Annotated in this window: 27 protein-coding genes; 10 read left to right on the top strand and 17 right to left on the bottom strand. The window is 48.5% G+C overall.

The window, feature by feature from the left end:
* Both KG631_RS05260 and KG631_RS05255 read left to right on the top strand, forming a co-directional pair.
* The gene (locus tag KG631_RS05260) at positions 1–1,383 is read left to right on the top strand and encodes an ATP-binding protein (protein WP_213996210.1); all 1,383 of its coding nucleotides are present in this window, start codon (positions 1–3) and stop codon (positions 1,381–1,383) included.
* Positions 1,380–2,393, top strand: coding sequence for an alpha/beta fold hydrolase (locus KG631_RS05255; protein WP_213996208.1), 1,014 nt, complete (start codon positions 1,380–1,382; stop codon positions 2,391–2,393). Before KG631_RS05260 ends, KG631_RS05255 begins: the two co-directional genes overlap by 4 nt.
* Before the next feature lie 3 nt (positions 2,394–2,396).
* Here the strand turns inward: KG631_RS05255 and KG631_RS05250 are convergent, their stop codons facing one another.
* Complete coding sequence (locus tag KG631_RS05250; protein WP_213996206.1) at positions 2,397–2,861, bottom strand: tRNA (cytidine(34)-2'-O)-methyltransferase; 465 nt, start codon at positions 2,859–2,861, stop codon at positions 2,397–2,399.
* Between the two features lie 169 nt (positions 2,862–3,030).
* Here KG631_RS05250 and KG631_RS05245 point away from each other — a divergent pair, with 169 nt between their 5' ends.
* Positions 3,031–4,896, top strand: a complete 1,866-nt coding sequence (locus tag KG631_RS05245) for an EAL domain-containing protein (RefSeq protein ID WP_213996204.1) — start codon at positions 3,031–3,033, stop codon at positions 4,894–4,896.
* A gap of 3 nt (positions 4,897–4,899) precedes the next feature.
* Here KG631_RS05245 and gpsA read toward each other — a convergent pair whose 3' ends face one another.
* The 4 genes from gpsA to KG631_RS05225 are packed head-to-tail and all read right to left on the bottom strand — an operon-like array spanning position 4,900 to position 7,120.
* A complete protein-coding gene (gene gpsA / locus KG631_RS05240) occupies positions 4,900–5,907 on the bottom strand; it encodes an NAD(P)H-dependent glycerol-3-phosphate dehydrogenase (protein WP_213996201.1) in 1,008 nt (335 codons plus the stop codon).
* Between the two features lie 4 nt (positions 5,908–5,911).
* The gene (gene secB / locus KG631_RS05235; protein WP_213996200.1) at positions 5,912–6,406 is read right to left on the bottom strand and encodes a protein-export chaperone SecB; all 495 of its coding nucleotides are present in this window, start codon (positions 6,404–6,406) and stop codon (positions 5,912–5,914) included.
* A 19-nt stretch (positions 6,407–6,425) separates the two neighbouring features.
* Complete coding sequence (gene grxC / locus KG631_RS05230) at positions 6,426–6,683, bottom strand: glutaredoxin 3 (RefSeq protein WP_213996199.1); 258 nt, start codon at positions 6,681–6,683, stop codon at positions 6,426–6,428.
* Between the two features lie 2 nt (positions 6,684–6,685).
* The gene (locus tag KG631_RS05225; protein WP_213996196.1) at positions 6,686–7,120 is read right to left on the bottom strand and encodes a rhodanese-like domain-containing protein; all 435 of its coding nucleotides are present in this window, start codon (positions 7,118–7,120) and stop codon (positions 6,686–6,688) included.
* A 163-nt stretch (positions 7,121–7,283) separates the two neighbouring features.
* On the opposite strand from KG631_RS05225, the gene gpmM reads away from it, so the two are divergent.
* From gpmM to KG631_RS05210, 3 genes are all read left to right on the top strand, one after another.
* The gene (gene gpmM, locus KG631_RS05220; protein WP_213996191.1) at positions 7,284–8,834 is read left to right on the top strand and encodes a 2,3-bisphosphoglycerate-independent phosphoglycerate mutase; all 1,551 of its coding nucleotides are present in this window, start codon (positions 7,284–7,286) and stop codon (positions 8,832–8,834) included.
* Between the two features lie 11 nt (positions 8,835–8,845).
* The gene (locus KG631_RS05215) at positions 8,846–10,009 is read left to right on the top strand and encodes a peptidoglycan DD-metalloendopeptidase family protein (RefSeq protein ID WP_213996188.1); all 1,164 of its coding nucleotides are present in this window, start codon (positions 8,846–8,848) and stop codon (positions 10,007–10,009) included.
* A 108-nt stretch (positions 10,010–10,117) separates the two neighbouring features.
* A complete protein-coding gene (locus tag KG631_RS05210; RefSeq protein WP_213996187.1) occupies positions 10,118–10,891 on the top strand; it encodes a divergent polysaccharide deacetylase family protein in 774 nt (257 codons plus the stop codon).
* A 59-nt stretch (positions 10,892–10,950) separates the two neighbouring features.
* Here the strand turns inward: KG631_RS05210 and rpoH are convergent, their stop codons facing one another.
* The 4 genes from rpoH to ftsY form a co-directional block, all read right to left on the bottom strand.
* Positions 10,951–11,811, bottom strand: coding sequence for an RNA polymerase sigma factor RpoH (gene rpoH, locus KG631_RS05205; protein WP_213996184.1), 861 nt, complete (start codon positions 11,809–11,811; stop codon positions 10,951–10,953).
* 128 nt (positions 11,812–11,939) lie between these two features.
* Positions 11,940–12,920, bottom strand: a complete 981-nt coding sequence (gene ftsX, locus KG631_RS05200; RefSeq protein ID WP_213996176.1) for a permease-like cell division protein FtsX — start codon at positions 12,918–12,920, stop codon at positions 11,940–11,942.
* The gene (ftsE, locus tag KG631_RS05195) at positions 12,917–13,600 is read right to left on the bottom strand and encodes a cell division ATP-binding protein FtsE (protein WP_097112429.1); all 684 of its coding nucleotides are present in this window, start codon (positions 13,598–13,600) and stop codon (positions 12,917–12,919) included. Before ftsE ends, ftsX begins: the two co-directional genes overlap by 4 nt.
* A 2-nt stretch (positions 13,601–13,602) precedes the next feature.
* Positions 13,603–14,826, bottom strand: coding sequence for a signal recognition particle-docking protein FtsY (ftsY, locus tag KG631_RS05190; protein WP_213996169.1), 1,224 nt, complete (start codon positions 14,824–14,826; stop codon positions 13,603–13,605).
* 81 nt (positions 14,827–14,907) lie between these two features.
* On the opposite strand from ftsY, the gene rsmD reads away from it, so the two are divergent.
* Positions 14,908–15,501 carry a 16S rRNA (guanine(966)-N(2))-methyltransferase RsmD gene (gene rsmD / locus KG631_RS05185; RefSeq protein WP_213996161.1) on the top strand — a complete coding sequence of 198 codons (594 nt, stop codon included), beginning with the start codon at positions 14,908–14,910 and terminating at the stop codon, positions 15,499–15,501.
* Here rsmD and KG631_RS05180 read toward each other — a convergent pair.
* Together KG631_RS05180 and KG631_RS05175 are read right to left on the bottom strand one after the other, a co-directional pair.
* Complete coding sequence (locus KG631_RS05180) at positions 15,498–16,103, bottom strand: YjaG family protein (RefSeq protein WP_213996145.1); 606 nt, start codon at positions 16,101–16,103, stop codon at positions 15,498–15,500. The two genes, rsmD and KG631_RS05180, sit on opposite strands and share 4 nt — an antisense overlap.
* A gap of 29 nt (positions 16,104–16,132) precedes the next feature.
* Entirely contained in the window at positions 16,133–17,362 is a 1,230-nt protein-coding gene (locus tag KG631_RS05175) for a hypothetical protein (RefSeq protein WP_213996138.1), read from the bottom strand.
* A 369-nt stretch (positions 17,363–17,731) separates the two neighbouring features.
* On the opposite strand from KG631_RS05175, the gene KG631_RS05170 reads away from it, so the two are divergent.
* A complete protein-coding gene (locus tag KG631_RS05170; protein ID WP_301003620.1) occupies positions 17,732–18,268 on the top strand; it encodes a DUF4136 domain-containing protein in 537 nt (178 codons plus the stop codon).
* On the opposite strand, the gene KG631_RS05165 is transcribed toward KG631_RS05170, so the two are convergent.
* The gene (locus tag KG631_RS05165) at positions 18,265–18,855 is read right to left on the bottom strand and encodes a DUF3833 family protein (RefSeq protein WP_213996126.1); all 591 of its coding nucleotides are present in this window, start codon (positions 18,853–18,855) and stop codon (positions 18,265–18,267) included. The two genes, KG631_RS05170 and KG631_RS05165, sit on opposite strands and share 4 nt — an antisense overlap.
* A 176-nt stretch (positions 18,856–19,031) precedes the next feature.
* On the opposite strand from KG631_RS05165, the gene KG631_RS05160 reads away from it, so the two are divergent.
* Entirely contained in the window at positions 19,032–19,685 is a 654-nt protein-coding gene (locus KG631_RS05160) for a 2OG-Fe(II) oxygenase (RefSeq protein WP_213996119.1), read from the top strand.
* A 24-nt stretch (positions 19,686–19,709) separates the two neighbouring features.
* Here the strand turns inward: KG631_RS05160 and KG631_RS05155 are convergent, their stop codons facing one another.
* Genes KG631_RS05155 through KG631_RS05145 form a run of 3 tightly spaced genes read right to left on the bottom strand, consistent with a single transcriptional unit; the run spans position 19,710 to position 21,578 of the window.
* Positions 19,710–20,144 (bottom strand): DUF192 domain-containing protein, encoded by a 435-nt coding sequence (locus KG631_RS05155; RefSeq protein ID WP_213996112.1) that lies wholly within the window; start codon positions 20,142–20,144, stop codon positions 19,710–19,712.
* 46 nt (positions 20,145–20,190) lie between these two features.
* Entirely contained in the window at positions 20,191–21,060 is an 870-nt protein-coding gene (gene ubiA, locus KG631_RS05150; RefSeq protein ID WP_213996106.1) for a 4-hydroxybenzoate octaprenyltransferase, read from the bottom strand.
* Positions 21,057–21,578, bottom strand: a complete 522-nt coding sequence (locus KG631_RS05145) for a chorismate lyase (RefSeq protein ID WP_213996099.1) — start codon at positions 21,576–21,578, stop codon at positions 21,057–21,059. The genes ubiA and KG631_RS05145 overlap by 4 nt, the downstream gene beginning before the upstream one ends.
* 164 nt (positions 21,579–21,742) lie before the next feature.
* On the opposite strand from KG631_RS05145, the gene KG631_RS05140 reads away from it, so the two are divergent.
* Positions 21,743–22,141 (top strand): flagellar basal body-associated protein FliL, encoded by a 399-nt coding sequence (locus KG631_RS05140; protein WP_213996097.1) that lies wholly within the window; start codon positions 21,743–21,745, stop codon positions 22,139–22,141.
* On the opposite strand, the gene glpG is transcribed toward KG631_RS05140, so the two are convergent.
* The gene (glpG, locus tag KG631_RS05135; RefSeq protein WP_365868229.1) at positions 22,135–22,995 is read right to left on the bottom strand and encodes a rhomboid family intramembrane serine protease GlpG; all 861 of its coding nucleotides are present in this window, start codon (positions 22,993–22,995) and stop codon (positions 22,135–22,137) included. The two genes, KG631_RS05140 and glpG, sit on opposite strands and share 7 nt — an antisense overlap.
* Positions 22,949–23,275: a thiosulfate sulfurtransferase GlpE gene (gene glpE, locus KG631_RS05130; RefSeq protein WP_213996093.1), complete on the bottom strand. Its 327-nt coding sequence runs from the start codon at positions 23,273–23,275 to the stop codon at positions 22,949–22,951. Before glpE ends, glpG begins: the two co-directional genes overlap by 47 nt.
* Between the last annotated feature and the right edge of the window lie 127 nt (positions 23,276–23,402).

The following is a 23,402-nucleotide window of genomic DNA, read 5'->3' as shown; positions in this document are numbered from 1 at the left end:
ATGCTGCGCTGGTTAAACCCTGTCAACTCACTTGCCGGACGTATTTTCGTCTGGTTCTGGCTGGTCTTGCTGTCAACAGTTTGTCTGACCCTGCTGATATCGCGCAGCCTGACTGACCCAACTGACATTCGCCGGTTACCTCCGTCACTCAGCCAGCAAATGCAACGTCATTTGGCACCACTGACACAAAGTATTGACCGTACCAGTTTGTTGCAACAAGTGGCGCAGGATGAACGTAATCGCTGGCTGGTAGTGAATAACGCAGACCAGCAACTGCTTAACCCCGAGGCCTTGCCTGCCCGTTTTGACCCTCACTGGTTGACAGAACTGGCTCAACTTAACCGACCACGCTTGTTACGGCATCGCAATGTCTATCTGGCGGGGCCTTTTGTGATTGAGGTTGCCGGTGAACAACTGGCGCTGTATCAGCAGCGGCAGCGCCCGCGACGGGCCTGGTGGAGCCTGCGTGCGCTATCAGAGCCAGTACTGATTTTTTTACTACTGACTGTATCTGCCACCGCCAGTTTTATTCTGGCAGTATCTATTTCCCGGCCGCTACGGGAACTGCTGCAACAAAATCTGTCCTTTGCTTCCGGTAAACTCAACAGCAGGGTCCGCAAGCTGGCAAAGCGACGCGACGAACTGGGTCAGCTTGGTCGTAGCTTCAACACCATGGCAGAGCAGATTAGTGATCTACTGCAGAATCAGCAACGTTTGCTACGTGATATTTCACATGAGTTACGCTCCCCCCTGACCCGTGCGCAGCTGGCATTAGGCCTGGCAGAACAACAACAGAATTTGCAGCAATTGCCCAGACTTAAGCAGGAACTGGAACGCATTGATACAATGCTGGATGAATTGCTGACATTTAGCAGACTTGATGCCGGCCAGTATCAATTAGATTTTAGTCCTTGCGACCTGACAGAGATGCTCGCCGAGTTAATTGAGCTGAACAGGGTTGAAGCAGACAGCAAGCAACAACGGCTGTTACTCGACGCTCCTGAGCAACTGTGGCTGGATGCAGACGGCCGGTTGTTAAGCCGGGCGTTAGAAAACATTCTGCGCAATGCTATTAAATACAGCCCAACTGACAGCACTATCCGTCTTAGCCTGCAGCAACAGCCCGAACACGTACTGTTAGAAATCAGCGACCAGGGACCAGGTCTGCCAGACGCCGAGCTGGCAGCTGTGTTTCAACCATTTTACCGGGTTAGCGACAGCCGCACCCAGCAAACCGGTGGCACCGGCCTTGGCTTGGCTATCGTCGCTAAAATTGTTCATCAGCATAACGGCACTGTGCAGGCATTGAATCGAAGTCCTGGCTTATCTGTGCAGGTAAAATTACCGCGGCTTGCCGCGACAACGCGGGCCGACCAGATATGATGCCCCCCATCAACGCTGGCATAACGGAAAAAAAGTTTGCCGAACATTGGCAACAACAGTTACTGCCATTGTGGCAGAAGTTTGTACACGCCGACCTGCTTAGTGGCGACAAGACCCGACTGAGGTACAGTTATTATCTGGCCGACAAAAAGACTCAAGCAGTGGTATTCAGTACCGGTCGGGTTGAAATGGCGATAAAGTATATTGAGTTAATGCAGGAGTTTATCACCGCTGGCTATAGCGTATTTATTCTGGACCACCGTGGCCAGGGCCAGTCAGCCCGTTTACATCCCGACCCTCATCTGGGCTATGTCGGCAACTTTCAGGATTACGTCAGCGATTTTGACCAGTTTGTCACTGAAATAGTGAAGCCTGCCGGTCACCAACAGCATTTACTGCTGGCTCATTCAATGGGAGCGGCTATTGCCTGCAGGTATTTACAACAATCTACCCACCCGTTCAACGCTGTAATTTTTGGCTCTCCAATGTTTGGTCTAAGTGCCGGCAGCATACCATCAGCTCTTGCCAGCCGTTTAGTTGCTGGGTATGGCTGGCTCAGGGATAAGTTGAAATGGGATAACCGGCAATATTTCCCCGGGCAGACTAAGTACCTGGAAAAGCCATTTGCCGGCAATCTGCTAACCCATAGCGAGGCACGCTATCAGTGGCTGCAGCGTCTTTATCAGCAGTACCCCGACAGCCAGTTAGGGGGCGTAAGCTGGGCATGGCTCACCCAGGCAATTCACGCCATGACCCACATTCAATTGCAGGCTGAAGAGTTCAACGTCCCGGTACTACTATTACAGGCTGCTGAAGATCAGATTGTCAGCAATCGTGCTCAGAACAATTGGTTCCAGCGTTTACCAGTAAAGCTCTACAAAAAACGAGTTCTTATAACCGGAGCTCATCATGAAATCTGGATGGAGCAAGACGGGATCCGACAACACGCCCTTACTGCCATTAACCAGTTTCTGGCGGAACTTACAGCCGTCGATAATCAACAGAATTGATAACTAAACCCCGCCGGCAAAGTCATGCTGGCGCCAGGCCTCGTAACAGACAATTGCTACAGTATTAGCCAAGTTAAGGCTACGGGCACCTGGCCGCATCGGCAACCGGATCCGCTGGTCCGCAGGAATGGTATCGCGTACTGAATCCGGTAAGCCTGACGTCTCCGAACCAAACAACAAAATGTCATCTGCCCGGAAGTGTTGCTGCTGAAACGGCTGACTCCCTTTGGTAGTTAATGCCAGGATCCTTTTCCCTGCCATCGCAATAGCAAAGGTCTGGTAATCAGCATAGCGACTGACATTAGCCAGATCATGATAATCCAGCCCGGCCCGGCGTAGCTTCTTCTCTTCGAAATCAAATCCCATTGGCTCGATAATATGCAAACGACAACCAGTGTTGGCAGCTAACCGGATGATATTTCCGGTGTTGGGAGCAATTTTGGGTTCGAACAATGCAATATGAAACATAAAAGCCGCTGCCAAATTATTACGGGGCCTTAATTTACACCCTGTACTGCCAGAATTAAAGGCGTTAATTGGCCGGGGCTGGCGAAAATATCATCATTTAATTTGCTTAAGGACCGGTATGCCAGCTATATTTAAGCGGTATTGTGTATATTACAAGGACGTTTCTGTTATGCCACTGTCAGGTTGGCTGTGTTTTTTCGCCCTGCTGCCGGCCTTTTCGGTCCAGGCAATGATTGCTGATGGGCTTTCAGCTACCCCGGTGACCCTTTTACTATCGGCTTTTGCCGCAGGTCTGGTTGTGGCTGGCATCGTGGCCTGGTGGTTTGTCCAACAGCAACGAGCCAGTCAAAAAGCTCAGCAAAAAGTATTACGTCAACTGCTCGCTGATACCAGGGCTTTGGTAGCGGTGCTGGATCAGGATTGCCAACTGCTAATTGCCAGCAATGTACTGGAGCAGCTTACCCAGGATCAGAACCTTTGTCACTGCATGTATTTTGACCCGGCAGCCAAACAAACCGCCTGGCAAGATATCCAGCAAGCATTGCAGCAACAACGCAGCTGGCAAGGAGAGGTTTGGTGGCAACTTAAAAATGATTTAGTTGCTGTTAGTCTGACTATCACTCAAAGCAATAATACCGCATGGCCAGCAGCCCGATATTTGCTGGTTGCTCAGGACATAACCGAACGTAAAAGAGCCGATCAGCAACAGCTAAATAACCTGACCCGGGACCCACTGACCAGCCTGCCGAACCGGATTATGCTGGAAGAGCAACTTGCCAGCAATATTGCCTGCTGCACCAACCTTTATCCCACGACCGCCCTGTTGCTGATCAAGTTTAACCAGTTACTTGGCTCTGAGCACTCCGGAACCAATCACAGTAGTGCCAAAAGAATTGCCCAAGCAGCGCAGGGGTTACGCCAGAGTATTTCGCCACAATTTACTGTTGGTCGATACAGTAGTGACAGCTTTGCAATATTAGTAGCCCCCCATCTTTGCACATCACCAGTTGAATTACCGCTAAACCAACTGGCGCATCAGGTATTATTGCAAATTAACCAATTTAATATTATCAGCAAGCCTAGTCAGGTATATGCCAGTATTGGCATCAGCCGTTATCCGGAAGACGGTACAGATGCAAGCGCCATCATGCACAGTGCTGAACGTGCTGTCCTAAATGCGGCACGAAGCGGTACCAGTCAATTTTGCTTCGCTGACAGTAGGTTACAACAACACGCAACTGAATTTCTTGCACTGCAAACTGAGCTGAGCAAGAGTCTGCATCAGGACGATTTTATTGTTTACTACCAGCCTCAGTTAAGTATCAGCAGCAACCGGGTGGTTGGCTATGAAGCACTACTACGCTGGCATAATCCAAAACGCGGTATTATGCAACCTCAGAGCTTTCTGGCACTGGCAGAACAAAGCGGCATGATTATTACTCTGGATCGTTTAGTGTTCAAACAAAGCTGTCAGCAAATAAAACTGTGGTTACAAACAAACCAACTTCGGGGTCGGGTTGCACTAAACATCTCAGTCCAACATTTTCAACAAGTCGATTTTATTGAATACCTCAACGGCTGTCTGCAGGATCACAAACTGCAGGCTGAGTATTTTACCCTTGAGTTGGACGAAAGGATTTTTCAGCAACCAAGTGCAAACTTGCATAGCCGGCTGTCAGCGCTGAACGATTTAGGTTTTCAGTTGGTATTAGACAACTTCGGTGATGGGATCTCATCTCTGACCACTTTACGCCAGTTGCCACTGCATGGCGTCAAAATTGCCCGAAGTCTTATCAACCAGATGGAGCAAAAAGAGCAACAACGTAATATTACTGCAAGTTTAATCCGGCTGGCAGGCTATTTACAGCTAGAGGTTACGGCCAGCGGCATCGACAATGAAATGCAAGCCTACCTTTTGCACGTGATGGGATGTGATAAATTACAGGGAAATTTATTTAGTAAGGCATTGCCAGCCAGTGAGATACCGGCACTGCTGGCAAAAGAAAACAAATTAATAAAAAAGGCAGCAGGTTAACACCTAATTAACTTCGTCACGTTTTTCACGGCCCAGCAAATCGACGGCAGCCAGTTTAACGTCTTTATTCTGGTATAAAACCTGGAAAATCTGCTCTGAAATAGGCATTTCAATACCAACACGCTGCGCCAGGTTAAATACCTCTTTAGCATTTCGATAACCTTCCACGACCTGGCCTATCGTCGCCATGGCTTCGTCAACCGTTTTCCCCTGACCTAACAGCAAACCAAAGCGGCGGTTACGCGACTGATTGTCAGTGCACGTCAGCACTAAATCACCCAGGCCTGCCATACCCATAAACGTGTCTTTCTGAGCACCGAGGGCACATCCTAGCCGGCTCATTTCTGCCAATCCACGGGTAATGAGTGCGGTTCTGGCGTTCGCTCCAAAACCAATACCATCGGCCATGCCAGCACCAATAGCAATAACATTCTTAACGGCCCCACCCAACTGAACACCAATAAAATCGGGGTTGGTGTAAACCCGGAAGCTTTTTGCACAGTGCAGTAAGTCTGATAGCCGGTTAATAAAATCCTGATCTACCGATGATAAGGTTATTGCTGTAGGCATTCCCGCTGCCATTTCTTTGGCAAAAGTAGGGCCTGACAAAACCGCCAGCGCAACCTGTTCGCCAAGAATTTCGCGGGCTACATCTTGTAACAGGCGGCCCGTCTCCGGCTCCAGGCCTTTAGTTGCCCAGGCAACTCTGGCATTAGCAGGCAAAAACGGTTTGATCTGTTGTAAGGTATCAGCAAACGCATGGCTGGGCACAACAACCAATATATCACGACTGCTTTGGACCACAGCCTTAAGGTCGGCGCTAACCGTTAAACTGTCAGGTAAACGGATGTCGGGTAGATACTTCTGATTGCAGCGCTGTTGCTGCATTTGCTCAATGTCATGGCTGTTTCGCCCCCATAGGGTTATCGGGTTACCGTTACGAGCCAGGCAAATAGCAAGGGCGGTGCCATACGACCCCGCCCCTAATACCGCAATCGCTGCGTTACTCATCGGCTTAAGCGTCAGCTTTAACGTCCTGGCCTTCGGCTTGACGCTTTTGCAGATATTGTGCAAATAGAGCATCAAAATTTACCGGTGCCAGGTTCAGCTGCGGGAAGGTGCCACGATTAACCAGACTTGATACCGCTTCACGGGCATAGGGAAACAGAATGTTCGGACAGAATGCTGCCAGCATATGCGCCAGCTGGTTTTCTTCCAGATCACCGATAGAGAAAATGCCGGCTTGTTGTACTTCACACAGGAACGCGGTTTCTTCACCGACCATGGTTGTTACAGTTAACGATAACGTGACCTGGTAAACCCCCTCCTCCACTTTTTCGCTGCGGGTATCTAAATCAAGTTTTACTTCAGGTTTCCATTCTTTGCGGAAAATTGCTGGCGCGTTTGGCGCTTCAAATGAAATGTCTTTTACAAATATCCGCTGGATAGCAAATTGTAAACCCTGTGCCTGTTGCTCGTTTGCAACACCATTTGCCTGTTGTTCGGCCATGAATAATTCCTAGTTTAAGTTATGCGGTTAACAGTGGATCGAGCTTGTTAGCTGCATTTAGCGCCAACATCTCATCGCATCCACCAATGTGAATTGTACCAATAAAAATTTGCGGCACAGTTGAGCGACCGTTGGCTTTTTCAATCATTTCAGCACGGCGCTCTGGTTGCTCATCAATCTTCACTTCCTGGTAGGCAACCTGTTTTTGATCAAGTAACGACTTGGCGCGAACACAATAAGGACAATACGCCTTGGTGTAAATAATCACTTCTGCCATGCTTACCTCTTTGCTTTGACTACGGGTAGGCTGGCACTGGACCAGGCTCCCATTCCGCCCTGCAATACAGCGACGTTGCTAAAACCCTGTTTAGCCAGAGCAGCCGCACTTTTCTGTGCAGTCATACCTGCCTGACATACCACAATAATGGGAGCATCTTTCTGTTTTTCAAGTCCCGCCAATTTTTGCTCATTGATCTGGCTGGCGGTTAGCTGCCGGGCGCCAGCTATGTGGCCTTTCTTAAAATCTTCTTCATTTCGGATATCCAGCACTACTCCATCCTGACGATTCACTAACATGGTTAGTTCGGTTGGTGACACCTGACGGATAGCGGAGAAGCGGGTCTTTATCCAGCCACCCACAATCAATAAAAAAATAACAACCCAGGCCAAACTCAGCAAAGGGTGATTAGTCACAAACTCAATAAACTGCGCCATAGCGTTACATTCTTACTCTGAACCATTTAAAGTGGGCTGAGTATAACGATTTTGTTATAAGAAAGCAGCCCTAAAACGGTTAATCCGGACTGGAGAAAGTTAGAAAAAGCGGTAAGATACTAGCCTTGCTTAAATGTTCAGCTAAATCAAAATCGGAGTCAGCATGAGTCATCCCAAAAAGCCCCTGGTATTATTAATTCTTGATGGCTGGGGATACCGCGAACAAACAGACAATAATGCGATTGCCCAGGCCAATACACCGGTGATGGATAAACTGTGGCAGGATTACCCGCATAGCCTGATTTCCGGCTCTGGTCTGGATGTCGGTTTGCCAGAGGGCCAAATGGGCAATTCAGAGGTTGGCCATGTTAATCTGGGATCGGGCAGAGTGGTCTATCAGGATTTCACCCGCATCACCAAAGCCATTAAAGAGGGTGATTTTTTTCAAAACCCGGTGCTGGTTAAAGCCGTAACGGCTGCGAAACATGATAATAAAGCGGTGCATATTATGGGTTTGCTGTCCGAAGGCGGCGTCCATAGTCACGAAGACCATCTGCTTGCCATGATCAAACTGGCTGAGCAACAGGGTGCCAGCCCAATTTACTTGCATGCCTTTTTAGATGGCCGTGATACACCGCCAAGAAGCGCCGAAGCGTCACTAAAGAAAATTCAGCAACACTTTGCCAGCAGTGGCAGTGGTCAGATCGCCTCAGTTATTGGCCGCTATTATGCGATGGACCGAGATAAGCGCTGGGACAGAGTACAGCAAGCCTACGATTTGCTTACCCTCGGTAAAGCCAAATTTACTGCCCCTGATGCGATTACTGCGCTGCACAATGCCTATCAGCGGGACGAAAATGATGAGTTTGTGCAAGCTACTGCCATTGTTGATAGCGATGACAAGCCTGTGCAGATGGCAGACGGTGACGCGTTAATATTTATGAATTTTCGCGCCGACCGGGCCCGTCAATTTAGTCGTGCTTTTACCGAGCCGGACTTCACTGGTTTTACACGGGAGCATCAGCCCAGACTCAGCAGCTTTGTAATGCTTACCGAGTATGCTGCTGATATCGACGCGCCCTGTGCCTACCCGCCAGAAGCGTTAAATAATGTATTGGGAGAGTGGCTGGCCAAGCATGACAAAACACAGTTACGGATCTCTGAAACAGAGAAATATGCGCATGTTACCTTCTTTTTCAGCGGTGGCCGTGAGACAGAGTTTGCCGGTGAAAGTCGCATTTTAGTGCCCTCTCCCTCGGTCGCAACTTATGATTTGCAACCGGAAATGAACTCAGCCGAGCTAACCGACAAGCTGGTTGCGGCCATTCACAGCGGCGACTTTGATGTGATTATCTGTAACTACCCGAATGGTGACATGGTAGGCCACACCGGCATTATGGCGGCCGCTATCAAAGCTGTTGAGGCGGTAGATCATTGCGTTGGCCGGGTAGTTGAGGCCTTACAACAGGTCGGTGGCGAGTGTTTAATTACCGCAGATCATGGTAACGCCGAAATGATGCAAGACCCAAGTTCCGGCCAGGCACATACCGCGCATACCAGTGGTCCGGTGCCATTGATCTATGTGGGTCGCCCTGCCACAGCGGTAGAGGGGGGAATTTTAAGTGATATCGCCCCTACCATGCTATCGCTGTTAGGATTGCCTAAACCTGCTGAAATGACCGGTAAAGTGCTGATGCAACTTAAAAAAAGCTAACCCGGCAGCTGATGAGAATACGCTTAATCCCTCCAGCATACCCGCGGTCTTTGTGGCTGCTGGTGTTATGCTGTCTTACTTTTACTCTTCCGGTAGATGCGCGTCAGCAAGCAGAACAGCAGCAAGAACTGGAACAGGTGCAACAGCAAATAAAAATGACTGAGCGCCAGCTAAAAAAACAACAACAGCAACTTAATAAAGCAGAGCAACTACTGCAACAGTCAGACCGCCAGCTGGCCGGGGCTTCCGCTGAACTCAGGCAAACCGAGCAGCAACTTACGCAGCTTAAGCAGCGCGGTGAGGATCTTAACCAACAGCAACGACAGTTGCAGCTTGATCTGCAACAGCAGCAAAGTCAGTTGGCGGCGCAGTTAAAAAGCGCTTACAGCCTTGGGCAACACGATTACACCCGCATGCTGCTAAACCAGCAGGATGCCGGTAAGCTGGAGCGGGCACTGACTTACTATCAGTATTTTAACCGTGCCAGGGTAAAACAGCTGGCAGAAATAAATAATACTGTTTTGCAATTGGAACAAATAAGCAAACAGCTGGCAGAACAGCAGCAACAGCTTCAGACCATACTGACTGAGCAACAACAGCAGCAGCAACAGTTACTTACGGTAAAAGCAGAGCAGCAAAAAGCTGTCAGCCAACTGCAACAGCTACTGAAAGAGCAAGGAAATCAGCTAAGTTACCTGCGCCAGAACGAGACCAGCTTACAAAATACGATTGACCAACTGCGGGCATTAGCCGAACGTAGCCTGGAGCTGTTGGGCTTAAGCGCCAATAAAGGCAAGCTGCGCTGGCCGTTAAACGGTACCCTGCTACAAGGGTTTGGTGAAAACCGTCAGGGCGGTATGCGATCTCGTGGAATTTTAATCGGCGGCAGGGAAGGGAACCCGGTTCAAGCTATTGCTGATGGCAGAGTAATATACGCTGACTGGTTAAAGGGCTATGGCTGGGTCATAGTGCTGGACCATGGCGAGGGCTTTATGAGCCTTTACGGCCACAATCAGAATATTTTGAAGCAACCCGGCGAGCAAATTATCGCTGGTGAAACCATTGCACTGGTTGGCATGAGTGGTGGCCAGGCTGACGCCGGCCTTTATTTCGAGATCAGAGAGAAAGGCGACGCAGTTAACCCGTTGTCGTGGCTGAGCAAAAACAAGGGATAAAAATGACTTGCGGCCCGTGTTGGCATACGCCAATATATCAGCCAATAACAGGATGATCTGACCATCACTCACTGGCAGACAGAACCGGTAAACAGGAATAATAACCGCGTGCGTATAACTATATTTGGGCTGATATTGGCTGGGTTGCTCAGTACTGAAGCGCTGGCAGAGACGCCGCGTATTGCCATTATTATCGACGATATCGGCTATCAGAAAGCTGATTTGAAGATGGTAGCCTTACCCTATCCACTTACTTTATCAGTGTTACCCCATACGCCTTACGGTCAAAAGTCAGCACAACTGGCGTTTTCACAGCAAAAAGACGTAATGCTGCATATGCCAATGGAAGCCAATAATCGCAAAAGTCTGGGGCCAGGTGCGCTGACCCGCAATATGAGCCGTCAGCAAGTACGTGAAGCCTTGCAACAGGCTTTGGCTGACATTCCATATGCTATTGGGGTAAACAATCATATGGGTAGCCTGTACACAGAGCTCGATCAGCCGATGGCCTGGACCATGGAATATCTGCGACAACGCCAGCTTTTCTTTGTTGACAGTCTGACCACTCCGCAAAGCAAAGCCCGCTTATATGCCCGCCAATATGGTGTAGCCAGCTTAAGCCGCCATGTTTTCCTCGATAACGATTTGTCTGAGGCAGCGTTGCAGCGCCAGTTTCAACAACTGCTGCAGATAGCTAAACGTCATCAGGTAGCGATAGCTATTGGCCACCCCTACCCGCAAACTTATGAATTTCTGAAGAAAAACCTGCCAATGTTGAATAAGCATGGCATTGAACTCGTTAGAATTTCTGCACTGCTACCACAAGAGCACGATGTCGTAGCTGCCGGCTTTACTGCACCGGCTATTTCTGCACCCCAATAAATCTGGCTGTAAAGCAAAAAAACCTGCCGTAGCAGGTTTTTCCCGTGTCAGAGCGTTAATCAGCTCAGCGCAGAATGTAGTTTTTTCATTGCATTCTTTTCAAGCTGGCGAACCCGTTCAGCTGATACCTGATAGCGCTCTGCTAACTCTTGCAAAGTTAACTTATTATTATCCAGCCAGCGTGCCCGGACGATATCCTGGCTCCGGTCGTCCAGTGTGCGCATCGCTGCCTGTAAACGGTCTGCGGCTGCATTATCCCATTGCTCATCTTCCACCTGCACCGCCAGATCAGACGCTTTATCCTGTAAATAATATACGGGTGCCGTAAAAGCTGAATCGTCATCTTCATCTGGTGCGTCATAAGGCATGTCGTAATTACTCATCCGGGATTCCATTTCCCGAACTTCATGCTCTGCCACACCCAGTGATTCAGCAACGTGTTTCACTTCATCCTGATTAAACCAACCCAGATGCTTTTTGGCTTTGCGCAGGTTAAAAAATAACTTCCGCTGTGCTTTAGTGGTGGCAATTTTGACAATACGCCAGTTTTTCAGTACGTATTCATGTATTTCTGCTTTAATCCAGTGCACTGCAAAAGACACCAGTCGAACACCCACTGTCGGGTCAAAGCGTTTAACCGCTTTCATCAGACCAATATTGCCTTCCTGCACCAAATCGCTGATAGGTAAACCATATCCGGAATAACTACGGGCGATGTGAACAACAAAACGCAGGTGAGACATAATAAGCTGACGGGCGGCTGTCAAATCGCCGTCCTGCTGTAGACGTTCAGCTAAACTACGCTCTTGCTCGGCAGTTAACATTGGAATGGTGCTAACGGCGTGAGTATAAGCCTCAAGGCTGCCGCTGGCAGCGACGGTAAGCGGCATAAATTCTGATTTATCTGCTTTAATTGTCATGTTTTGCCAATCCTGTTTCAATCGAATGCGACTATATTAGCACTCTTTACGCAAGAGTGCTAATTGTCGATTAAAAGTTTTTAAGAACTGGTTATTCTAAAAATGACACTTTAATAATTAATTATTATTTACGGCCCGGTCGGCTCAATAGCGCTTATATGGCGGCGTACTGACAGATAAGACCCTGCCAGGCCAAGTAGCACAGCAATCAGCAATAAGCCTATGAATTCACGGAAGCTCATGGCCATTAGCGTAAAATCACTCTGATATAGCGCTGTTACATTGCTGATAGCGCCTTGCAGCCACCACAGCATTAATTCAACCACCAGAAAAGCCAGCAGTCCGCCAAAAATGCCAAACCAGACACCGGTATATAAAAATGGCCGTTGAATAAAGGCATCGGTAGCGCCTACCAATTTCATCACTTCAATCTCGTCTTTTTTATTCATAATGGATAAGCGGATCGTGTTACCCACTATCAGTAACACTGCACTTAACAGCAACAACGCAATAATAGCTACCGCTTGTTGCAACATGCTGACAATGGCATTTAAGCGGGTTAACCAGTCAATATCCAGCTTGGCAAAATCAACTATCCGCTCGCTACTCAGCCGCTGCAACAGTGCTTCGGCTGCCTGCGGTGCCGTATTTTTCGGTAGCACCCGGATGAGATCGGGTAACGGATTACTTTCCAGATAATTAAGCGCAGCACCAAAACCAGATATCTGCTGAAACTCTGTCATGGCCTGCTGCTTGCTGACAAAGATAACCTCTGCCACATCACGATCAGCCTGCAAAATAGTTACCAGGCTCTGCACCTGATTTGCTGGGGTTTGTTCACGAATATACAAACTGATTTCTGCTGCCTGGGTAAAGCTGCTACTGATCTGTTGCATATTCTTCACCAGCAAATGCAAAGTTGCCGGCAATGTTAAGCTGACCCCGAGTACTGCGATGGTTAAAATAGACGCAGAGGGGGTTCGCCATAACTCGCCCAGACTGGCAACGGCCTGGCGGGCATGATTAAGCCAAAACATAATAAAGCGGCGCAGTAAACCAATTTTCTTTGCAGCTGCGCCCGTTGCCCTGCCGGTAAATAAAATACTCATACCGGCTCCTGATATTGCAATAAACCGTCGTTAATCATCCGGCCATGTTTCAGGGTAAGAGTGCGATATTTCATCCTTGCTACCAGACCAAGATCGTGGGTAGCAACTAGTACCGAGACGCCTACCTGATTAAACGCTTCAAAAACCCGCATCGTGTCTTTAGACAAGTCTGGATCCAGGTTGCCTGTGGGCTCATCTGCCAGCAACAATGGCGGCTTATTTACTACCGCCCGGGCAATACCCACCCGCTGCTGCTCACCGCCAGATAACGTAGCTGGCAAACAGCGTACTTTATCCAGCAAGCCTACTTTATCCAGTGCTGCATGCACCCGCTTTACCATTTCTTTACCGGTAAATCCCTCAATCACCAATGGCAAAGCCACATTGTCAAATACGGTGTGGTTCATCAGCAGACGGTGATTTTGAAAAATAATACCGACATCGCGCCGGACATAAGGGATCTGACTACGTTTAATCCGACTTAACTCAATATCGTTAATTAATACCCTGCCGGCACTGGGACGCTCAATCAGGCTAATCAGTTTCAACAATGTGCTTTTACCTGCACCAGAATGGCCAGTCAAAAAGGCCATCTCGCCTTTCTCCAGCCGGAAACTGATGCGGTCCAGCGCGACAAAGCCACCGGGATAACTTTTACTGACCTGATCAAACTGCAACATGATTAGTGTTCCTTACTAAACAAGGCTTTAATAAAGTCCTGGCTGTTGAACTGGCGTAAATCGTCGATGGCCTCACCTACACCAATATAGCGAATAGGCACCGTAAACTGATTAGCAATTGCGAATATCACTCCGCCTTTGGCGGTACCATCCAGTTTGGTCAGGGTAATTCCGGTCAGAGGTACTGCTTCATTAAATAACTTAGCCTGGCTTAACGCATTCTGACCCGTGCCCGCATCAAGTGTCAGCATAACCTCATGGGGCGCAGCGCCGTCAATTTTTTGCAGCACCCGGACAATTTTTTTCAGCTCGTCCATTAAATGCGCTTTGTTTTGTAAACGGCCTGCGGTGTCAGCAATTAACACATCCACTTTACGGGCTTTTGCGGCCTGATAAGCATCAAAAATAACCGAAGCGCTGTCTGCGCCGGTATGTTGCGCAATCACCGGAATAGCGTTGCGCTCCCCCCACACCTGCAATTGCTCTACTGCCGCAGCACGGAACGTATCACCCGCTGCTAACATAACGCTTTTACCCTGCTGGCGGAACTGCTGGGCCATTTTGCCAATAGTGGTAGTTTTGCCCACACCATTTACCCCAACCATTAATATTACGAAGGGGCCTGCCGGATTACTGGCAACTAAAGGTTGCTCAACTTTGGCTAACAATGCTGCCATATCTTGCTGTAATTTATTAAATAATAAGCCAGCATCTTTTAATGCTTTGCGATTGGCATGCTGAGTCAACTGAGAAATCAGCTGCTGGGTGGTATCCATACCAACGTCTGCCATCAATAACTGCGTTTCCAGCTCCTCATATAACTCATCATCAATCTTCTTACCGCTGAATAAACCCGCCAGACCATCACCAAGGTTCTGGCTGGTTTTTGCCAGCCCTTGTTTCAGCCGAGTGAAAAAACCGGCCTTTTTAGCTGGTGTTGACGCCCCCTGCTCAGCAGTAATTGGCGCGACGGGTGATTGACTGGCAGTATCAGCAACAGGCTTCTTAATATCCTGCCTGTCAGGCTGGTCAACCTGTTTTGATTCTGAAAGCAGAGGAGATGCCGTGTTGGCGTTCTGTTCAGTCGCCAGTTCAGCTAAACTATCTTCTGGCTTAACGTCAGCATCTTTTGCAGGCTGCGTCCCTTGCTCAGGCTGTTCTGTTTCCGGCTCTGCAGTTTTTTTACCCAGGCCGAGCCAGGAAAAAAGATTTTTCTGTTTTGTCATAAGCTTTTGTGTCGAAGGCAATATTCAGGATAAAATTGTTGCTAATACTACCACCTTTAACTCGCAGGCAAAACGGAAACGATGAAACAAGGCAAAAGCGCCAGAAGTAAAACCGGCCAACCCGGTTTTGTCAGAATCATCAGCGGTCAGTGGCGTGGCCGCCGTTTGCCGGTTGCCGATGTTACCGGCTTACGGCCGACGACTGATCGGGTGAAGGAGACCTTATTCAACTGGCTAATGCATGACATTAATGACAGCATAGTACTGGATTGCTTCAGCGGTTCCGGTGCACTGGCCTTTGAAGCGCTATCGAGGTATGCCGGCTTTACCAGCCTGATTGAAAAAGATCCTGCTCAAGCGAAAAGACTGCAAACATTATTGGCCAGCTTTAATGTAACTGAGGCAGAGGTTATTAACATTGATTGCCTGCGTTTTCTGGCTCAACCAGCCAGTCGTCAGTATCAGATAGTATTGGTTGACCCACCTTTTCGGCAAAACCTGGCACTGCCATGCTGTCAGTTGTTGGAACAAAACGGCTGGCTTAGCGAAAATGCATTGATTTATCTGGAAACAGAGAAAGAGCTGCCCATTGCCGATATACCGGCTAACTGGAGTCTGCTAAAGGAGAAAATAGCCGGTCAACTAGCCTACCGGCTGTGGTTAAAAAACGCTTAAGTTATTTCCATACCTAAGTTTGTCAGTCCCTGTTGCTGCACCCAGGCTTTTAGCTGCAGCATTTGCTCGCGCTCTATTTGCTTCATCTGGCTTACCAGCTCAATAAGTTCGGCCAGGCATTCCATTTCATAAGCCATCAGCGGATGATCCCGCACATGTTTTTTCAGCTCATTTTCTGAGGTAATATCTTCATCTTCAGCCTGATGCTCTATGAGTCGGGCTACCGTTGCCTGAGATATTTTCGCCACATTAATAAATTCGCTGCTGTCTTGCTGGCTAATACCATTAAACATTGCATCCAGCGCGGTAGCACAATCTACTGCCGGGTATACCCCAAACATGGAAAAGTGATTTACTTCCGGAATTAGCGGTTCTAGCTCTTCAGCAAGCCGGGGGAAATTTATTTTTGCTTTTTTGACGGTCAGCCACTCCCAGCTTAAATCCAGCATATGCCTTAGTGCATTGGCATCACCAAATTCGCTGACTTCGCTGAACAACTGATAATTGGGTAGCATGCGTTCAAGCAAACAGGCTGCAATAGCAGCCTGTTGATAAAACCCCAGCTCACGCATCAGCTGGAAGTTATTGGCTTTTTCTTTCATAGTGCTCCAGAACGGATTAAAGCCCGGCGTTAACCCGATACGGCCAACTGTTTCTGAGCATACTCAAACTTAAGTTTGTACTCCATAATTTTTTGTTCCAGATCGCTAATCTGTTGCTGATTGACTTCGTCCTGCTCGGCGAGCTGGGACCGCAACTGCCGGATCATTTCTCGGCTTTGGTCAGCTTCATTTTGCTGTTTCTGCTCAGCAGCCTGTTGCCGGTTTACTGCGTGCTCCAACTGGCTCTCCAGCTTTTTACTCCGACTCTGGCTCTGGCTTAAAAGCTCATTTATATTAACAAACTCAGCTTGCAAGCGAGTCAGTTCTGAGCCTAATTCAGCGCTTGTGTCAGCCAGTTCACTGCGGTGTTGCTCAAATTCATTAATTTGTGCTTGTAAGGCTTCAGTGTGTGTTTCTAATTCTGCAAGCTGTTGTTTAAGCTCATTATGCTCTTGTTGTTGCTCACTGAGTTGCTGGTCCCGCTCCGCCAATTGCTGCTCTAAATCGCGAACTTGTTGCTGGCTTTTTGCCAGAGCTTGCAACTTATCCTGCTGGGCCTGAACCTGTTGTTCGTTTTCTTGTTGCAGTCTCTGGTAGCGCTCATTCAGCTCGGCAAGTTGCTGCTCGCTTTGCTGCTGTTCATTTTGTTGCTGTTGCACACTGGTTTTCAGCTGTTGTAACGCCAGCTTACTCTCATGTGCCTGCGCCCGTGCTTGCTCCAGTTCTGCCCGTAGCTGGGTAAGCTCTTCGGGATCTGCTGCATTTTGCTGGGCAACTTTCAGAGTCTGTTCAAAATGCCGGGCCTTATGCTGTTCAAGCTCCAGCTCTTTTGATAATTCAGCAAGCTGCTGTTCAAGATTAATTTCCCGTTCGCTTAGCGTAGAATTATGTTGTTGCGCCTTTTTTAACTCTGCAGCCAGGGCCGCCATTTGCTTGGTTGTTTCGCCGGCTTTCTGTTTCAGCACAGCAAGTTCCTGGTTGTCTGCGCTGGCAACAGGTACCGCTAAATCAAGTTGCTGCTTGGTTTGTTGCCAGTCTTTAAACAGTTTCTGGTAAGCCTGTTCCTGTTCTATTAACCTTTGTTGCCACTGGCTTTGTGATTTGGCCAGGATCTGAGCGCTGTAACCCTGCAACAACTGCTGCTGTTCATTCATCAACTGTTTGCCAAAGTCAGCCAGGCTGGCGGCAAGTTGCTGTTGAGCTTGATTTTCAAGTTCAGCTGCGAGCTGTTGCTCGTTGTTATTATTATTTTTTTTCACTGCATTCATGTTCTGGTCTCGAATTGAACAGCCACCCTGGCTGCATACTATCAGCGTTGTGCCGAGATCCCTGCTGCACTTTATCAATAAGTGTAATATGACTTGAGACTGATAGCTAACGCTATTGTGTATTTAGTCAGCACCTGTTTTATCACACTTCGCATGCCATAATAAATATCGAAGTTGGCAAATTAAGATTACATCTGAAATGATTTACCTACAGCGCCTGAGTTTTTGATGCGCAACTTAATAACAAATCGCCTGTCAGATGACATAGGCTGTAACCAGAGGACAGATGGAATGACACCTTTACCAAATTTAAAGTTACCGAATTTAATCCGGGGTCGAAAATTGTTAACAGCAGCTGTTATGGCCATTGCGTTAACAGCGTGCAGTAGTGGGCCTAAAGTCCGCTCTGATCAAGCAGCCGGTATCAACTTCACTCAGTATAAAACCTTTTCCTTTGTGACAGATTTGGCAACTGACCGTGCCGGTTATACCACCTTAGTTACCCAGCACTTCAAAGACGCGATTTCTGCCGAGCTGACTGCCAGAGGCTACCGTTACGTTGAGTCAGACCCGCAATTACTCGTTAACTTTAATTCAAACGTCGCCAACCGTTCCGATACCCGCAGCATTCCGACCACCAGTTACCATTACGGATATTATCACTACCGGCGTGGCATTGTTTATGCTGGTTTCCCGGTATACAGCAATGACGTCAGTACCGTGCACTATAAAGTGGGCACGGTTAACATTGATTTGGTCGATGCAAAGGAACGTCAGTTAATCTGGGAGGGCATTGCTGAGGGTACGTTAAAACAAAAAGATTTAGAGCAACCACGCGAAGCCGCCGCACGCACCGTTGCCCTTATTTTCGAGAAATTCCCACAATCTGGTAGTTAATCAGCTGCAATTTCAGCAACTTGCTGCTTTAACGCTGAGCAGTCGGCGTTGGCATCAAGTTGCTGTATGGAAAGGGTCAACTCTGCTACCTTAAAGCCGAATTTGTGTAACGTAGTTCGGTTAATCAGGTTTTTTTCATCAACCAGATGCAACCAGTCTTTCACAGTAACATCCAGCGTATCTCCGTCATAAGGGATCCGCAGCACGTACTGCCAATACAGACTGTTACCCGCAAGTTGGCCACTAGCTTCACCTACCACATCCCCAGCTGTACCCCGAACCTCCCCGTCTGCGCTTTGGATCAGCTGCCAGTGACGTTGCTCGACCCGGCCATCACTAAAATAAAAAACTTCATATAAATCGCCCTGTCCCTGTTGCCACTCACCGCATAGATCGGCAACAAACCGGACGCTTTGTTGGCCGCGCCAGTCGTGCATTACCCCGTAAGCCCGGCCAGCCCCGAGAAAAAAGCGGTCAAGCTTCAATGCTGGCGTAAGTTGTGTATAGTCAGATATGGACTGGCTGCAGCCAGTCATTAAGGTCAGGGCGCTAGCTAGCGCCACGCTTTGCCAGAAAGATTTTTGCATGATGATATCCTTGTTTCATTCAACCTTAGCAGATGCTACGCGGATAACGGTGCTTTAGCCCACTCTAACCTGAAATGATACTCTCCAGAAACACTTATCCTGAAGACAAGTTTTTCTTGTTAGACAGATTGGCAGCAACCCCGTAAAAACGCAGCCCTGGATCGGGAGCCCCAAATATGACTGAATCGATTATGAGTATAGCGGCACAGCAACTAAGCGATGCTGTTATTGACGACGCGGTCATGCTGGCTCAATTTTATCAGCAGGGCTGGACTGTTATCCGCGATTTCCTGCCAGAGCGCTTAAATCAGCAGCTGCTGGATGAAGCACGCTATGACGCGACCTTAACACCTGCCGGCGTCGGACGGGCACGCGACCACACCCTGAACCGTCAGATCCGTCGTGATAAAACGCATTGGTTCGATGGCCAGAGTATGGCACAACAGCATTACCTGCAGTTAATGCTGCAATTAAAGCTGCAGTTGAATCGTCAGTTCTTACTGGGATTATTTGATTTTGAATGCCATTTTGCCTGCTACCAGTATGGTGATTTCTATCAGAAACACTTCGATGCGTTCAGTGGCCGCTCAAACCGGGTACTGACAACTGTCAGTTATTTAAATAACGTTGCTGCCGGTGGTGAGTTAGTTTTGTATGGCCCGGATGACAAAATTTTAAGCCGCATCCAGCCACAGGCGGGCAATTTAGTACTGTTTGAAAGTGAGCGTTTTGCCCATGAAGTCTTAGCGGCAGTTGATGACCGGTATAGCATTGCTGGCTGGTTCCGGCACAACAACAGTATTAACGGTGTTATTGACCCCAGCCGCTAACAATGCCGGGGCTTGCACCCGGGTTCAACGGCGCAGCGTCAGTTTATCGCCCACCTGAATGTTGCGCTCAGCAAACCAGCCTCTTGGCATTTCCAGTGCAGCCAGTGCCGCAGAGGGAGCAGGTAACGGTGTTTCATCCAACGGATGCAGCTGCTTTATCGCTATGATTCGCCACTGCGGGTCGATAAAGGCCACATCCAAGGCTAAATCGGTATTACGCATCCACAGACTAATCAGCCGAGGCTCGGGGTACAGCAATAACATGCCTGCCTCAGCACTTTGCTGAAACATCAATCCCCGTTCACGCAACTGTGGGGTATCTGCCAACTGCACTTGCCGTTCAATGCCAGCAATCTGAATAGTCGCTTGTGGGAAACTTACCGACGGTTCGGGTTCTGGCGTGGCACAGGCACTGACTACAAACACAGATAAAAACAGAGCAAGAATTCGGTTTTTCATTGTCAAACACCCGCAGCTAATAAATGCGCAACCATCCGGTTAGCGCTTAAAAAAACAAATAATGCAGAGCAATACCAGAAAATACCAGCAGCCCAACATAGTGATTATGTAAAAATGCCCGGAAACAACCTGCCCGGCCAGCTACAGCTATACGAAACTGATATACAAAAGCCAACAGACAACACAACAGAGCACCGAAGTAAACCAGGCTTAACTGCGCCAGCAAACCGACATACCCCAGCAACAGCAAAGTTAACAGTTGCAATATACCGACAATTAAAAACGCCTGCTGACCAAATAAAATTGCCGTTGACTTGATACCCGCTTTCAGATCGTCTGGCTTATCGACCATGGCGTAATAGGTATCGTAGGCTACGGTCCAGCACAGGTTGGCCAGATACAAATACCAAACTAACGCCGGTAATTCTAGTTGAATTGCCATAAAGGCCATCGGCATCCCCCAACTGAAGGCTGCGCCAAGCACTAATTGCGGTAAATGAGTGTAGCGCTTCATAAAGGGGTAGGTGGCTGCCAGCAGCAGAGCCCCCACGGACAACAGCACTGTTTGCCAGTTCAGCCAGAATAACAAACAGGCGCTCAGCGCCACCAGCAGCGCAAATAATTGCAACGCCTCCGCGGCACTTACCCGTCCCTGAGCCAATGGCCGCTGGGCCGTGCGTTCTACCAGGCCATCGACATGACGGTCAGCATAATCATTGATAACGCAGCCCGCTGAGCGCATTAAAACAACGCCCAGACTAAAAATAACCAACAGGCCAGGATCCGGTAAGCCTTCAGCAGCCAGCCACAATGCCCACCAGGTTGGCCACAACAATAAGTAAATGCCAATCGGCTTATCCAGCCGCATTAGCAGCCGGTACTGGGGCCACTGTTGCCAGCTCAGTTGCCAGCTCAAAGCGCAAGGACTCCGTCTAAAAACACCTCAGCAACCAGTAAAGGATGTCCCGCCAGGGTAAACACTGAACGACGGGCCCAGTATTCGCCAGAAGCCACTGTAGTGGCTAATGGCTGCTGCAATTGCACTCTGGCAACTTCAACAGCACTGCGGATAACATTCTTTTGCTGAAAAATTACTTCGCCCAGAGGTTGCTCACCAAGGGCCGCGAGAGGTTGTAACGCGGCCAGTGTCTGCAACGGTAGCCAGCTCTGGGCATAAACACAGGGCAGCGCATTGCAGGACATCAGTACTTCACGACACTGAGCAAGATGAGTGTCAGGCAAAAGTGCTTGTAAATATGCAGGTAACTCATGCTGCTGTTGCTGCAGGACCTGCAACTTAAAATCACGCGCCCGGCGTTTTAACCTTGCGGTCAGAGAGGCGGGCTCCATTAACCAGCCCTGCAGCAAAGGGGGCAATGTAACGACGCTGGCCCTCTGCCAGTCAGCGGCTAATGAAATAGCAGGTTTGGCCACTACAGTACTCAGATAGTAAAAATGTGGCCGAATGATAACAAGTTCAGCTTCCCTTTTCAGCTGAAAAAACTATTGCTCTGAAATAGAAATTAACTGGTAATGGCCAGGGGAAAACACTAAGGTTAACAAAGTATTCCCCTGATACAGAAAAAAGGCCAGGCCAGATGAAATTATTCGTTTTTGTACTTAGTGCTTTGCTGCTAACGCTGGCGCCAGCCAGTGCCAGGCAACAGGAAGCAGAATTCGTTTATTATGGCTTCGATCCGGATATTGTTACTAATTATGTCTCTGGCAACCGGCGCAGCCTTGGCTATGTCAGGGTGACTGTAGAGTTAATGATTGCTGACAAAAGTCTTCTGCCGGCTATCGAGCATCATGAGCCGTTAATTCTCGACACCATCATCGGCATCCTGAGTAAGCAGACAGAAGACAACGTAAAATCGCTGACCGGAAGAGAACAAATCCGAACTACGATTTTAACAAAATTACAGGAAGTACTGAAAAGAGAAACCGGTGACACCATCATCAAAGACCTGTTATTTACCAAATATCTGTATCACTGATTTGCAGCCGCTGGTAAGGGTTTAACTAGCAACGCCATAATCAGACCTGACAGTAAACCGGCTAAATGTGCCCAGTTTGCCATACTGACCCAAAGCACGTCTGCAAACCCCAGTATTAACCAAACTACCATAAAAACCGCCAGCGCATCGCTTATCAAAGGCCGTGGTTGCGGATACCGTTTCTGATTAAGCCAGCAGAAACCAAACAGCGCATAAACTACTCCTGACAAACCGCCAAAGTTGGTACCCACCAGAAAATATTGTGCCGCGTTAGACATAACGGCGGTAACGACCATGAAATTTAATAAATAAACACTACCAAAACGACGCTCTACTGCCGCACCGAGCAATAGCCACCACAATAAATTAAACACCAGATGGGTTACCGAGAAATGCAACAGCGCCGGAGTAAACCAGCGCCAGAGCTGTTGGGGTTCCGTTAACTGTAAGGTCGTTACGGCGCTTTGAAAATTGACTTGCTGCCAAACGTAAACCAACAGACAAAACACCAGCATTATGCTGGTGACCGGACTGTGTACCAGTTTTGCCCAGGGAATATGCATAGCGCCTTGTGATCCGGACTGAGCTACTGGCTGGCTGCGCTGCCATGCCGCAGTCTGGTAACGGGGGTGATCTGGCTGGTTTATAAACTCGCGGAGCAATTCAGTTGCCTGCTCATAACTCGCCTGATCGCAATGCAGTATTGCCGGCCCCTGGGGTGTCAACTCAGCTTCTACCTGCAATCCTTTGCTCTGACAATAGTCAGCAAAGAGTAAGGCGGCAGCGGAGTTATTAATTTCCGCCAGCTTACGCATCGCTATCGCGCTCAAACGGCTGGGATTGTTGCCATTCACTAAAACCGCCATCCATACTGTAAACTTTTTCGAATCCCTGCTGAGCCAGATATTGCGCTGCTCCCTGGCTGGAATTGCCGTGATAACATACTACGACAACAGGCTGGTCAAATTCGACTTGTTGCATAAACTGACTCAAACTACCGTTAGTCAGATGGTAGGCACCGGCAATATGGCCATTGGCAAAGCTTTGCTCATCCCGGATATCGGCAATAATCACTTGTTGCCCTGTCAGCATTGCTGCAGTATCTGCAACTGAAATGTGGTGAAAATCGGTCATATATGCGTCCTGTAAGCTTAATAATTCACTAGCGCGGTATAATAACGTACTGCTGTCCAAATATCAGCTTACAGCTGGCCACCTTGTTTAAGCAATCACTGAACAATAAAGGCTGGACATTCAATTA

The organism is Arsukibacterium sp., assembly GCF_018402695.1.
Classification (GTDB): domain Bacteria; phylum Pseudomonadota; class Gammaproteobacteria; order Enterobacterales; family Alteromonadaceae; genus Alishewanella.
This window is presented reverse-complemented; position numbering and strand designations above follow the sequence as displayed.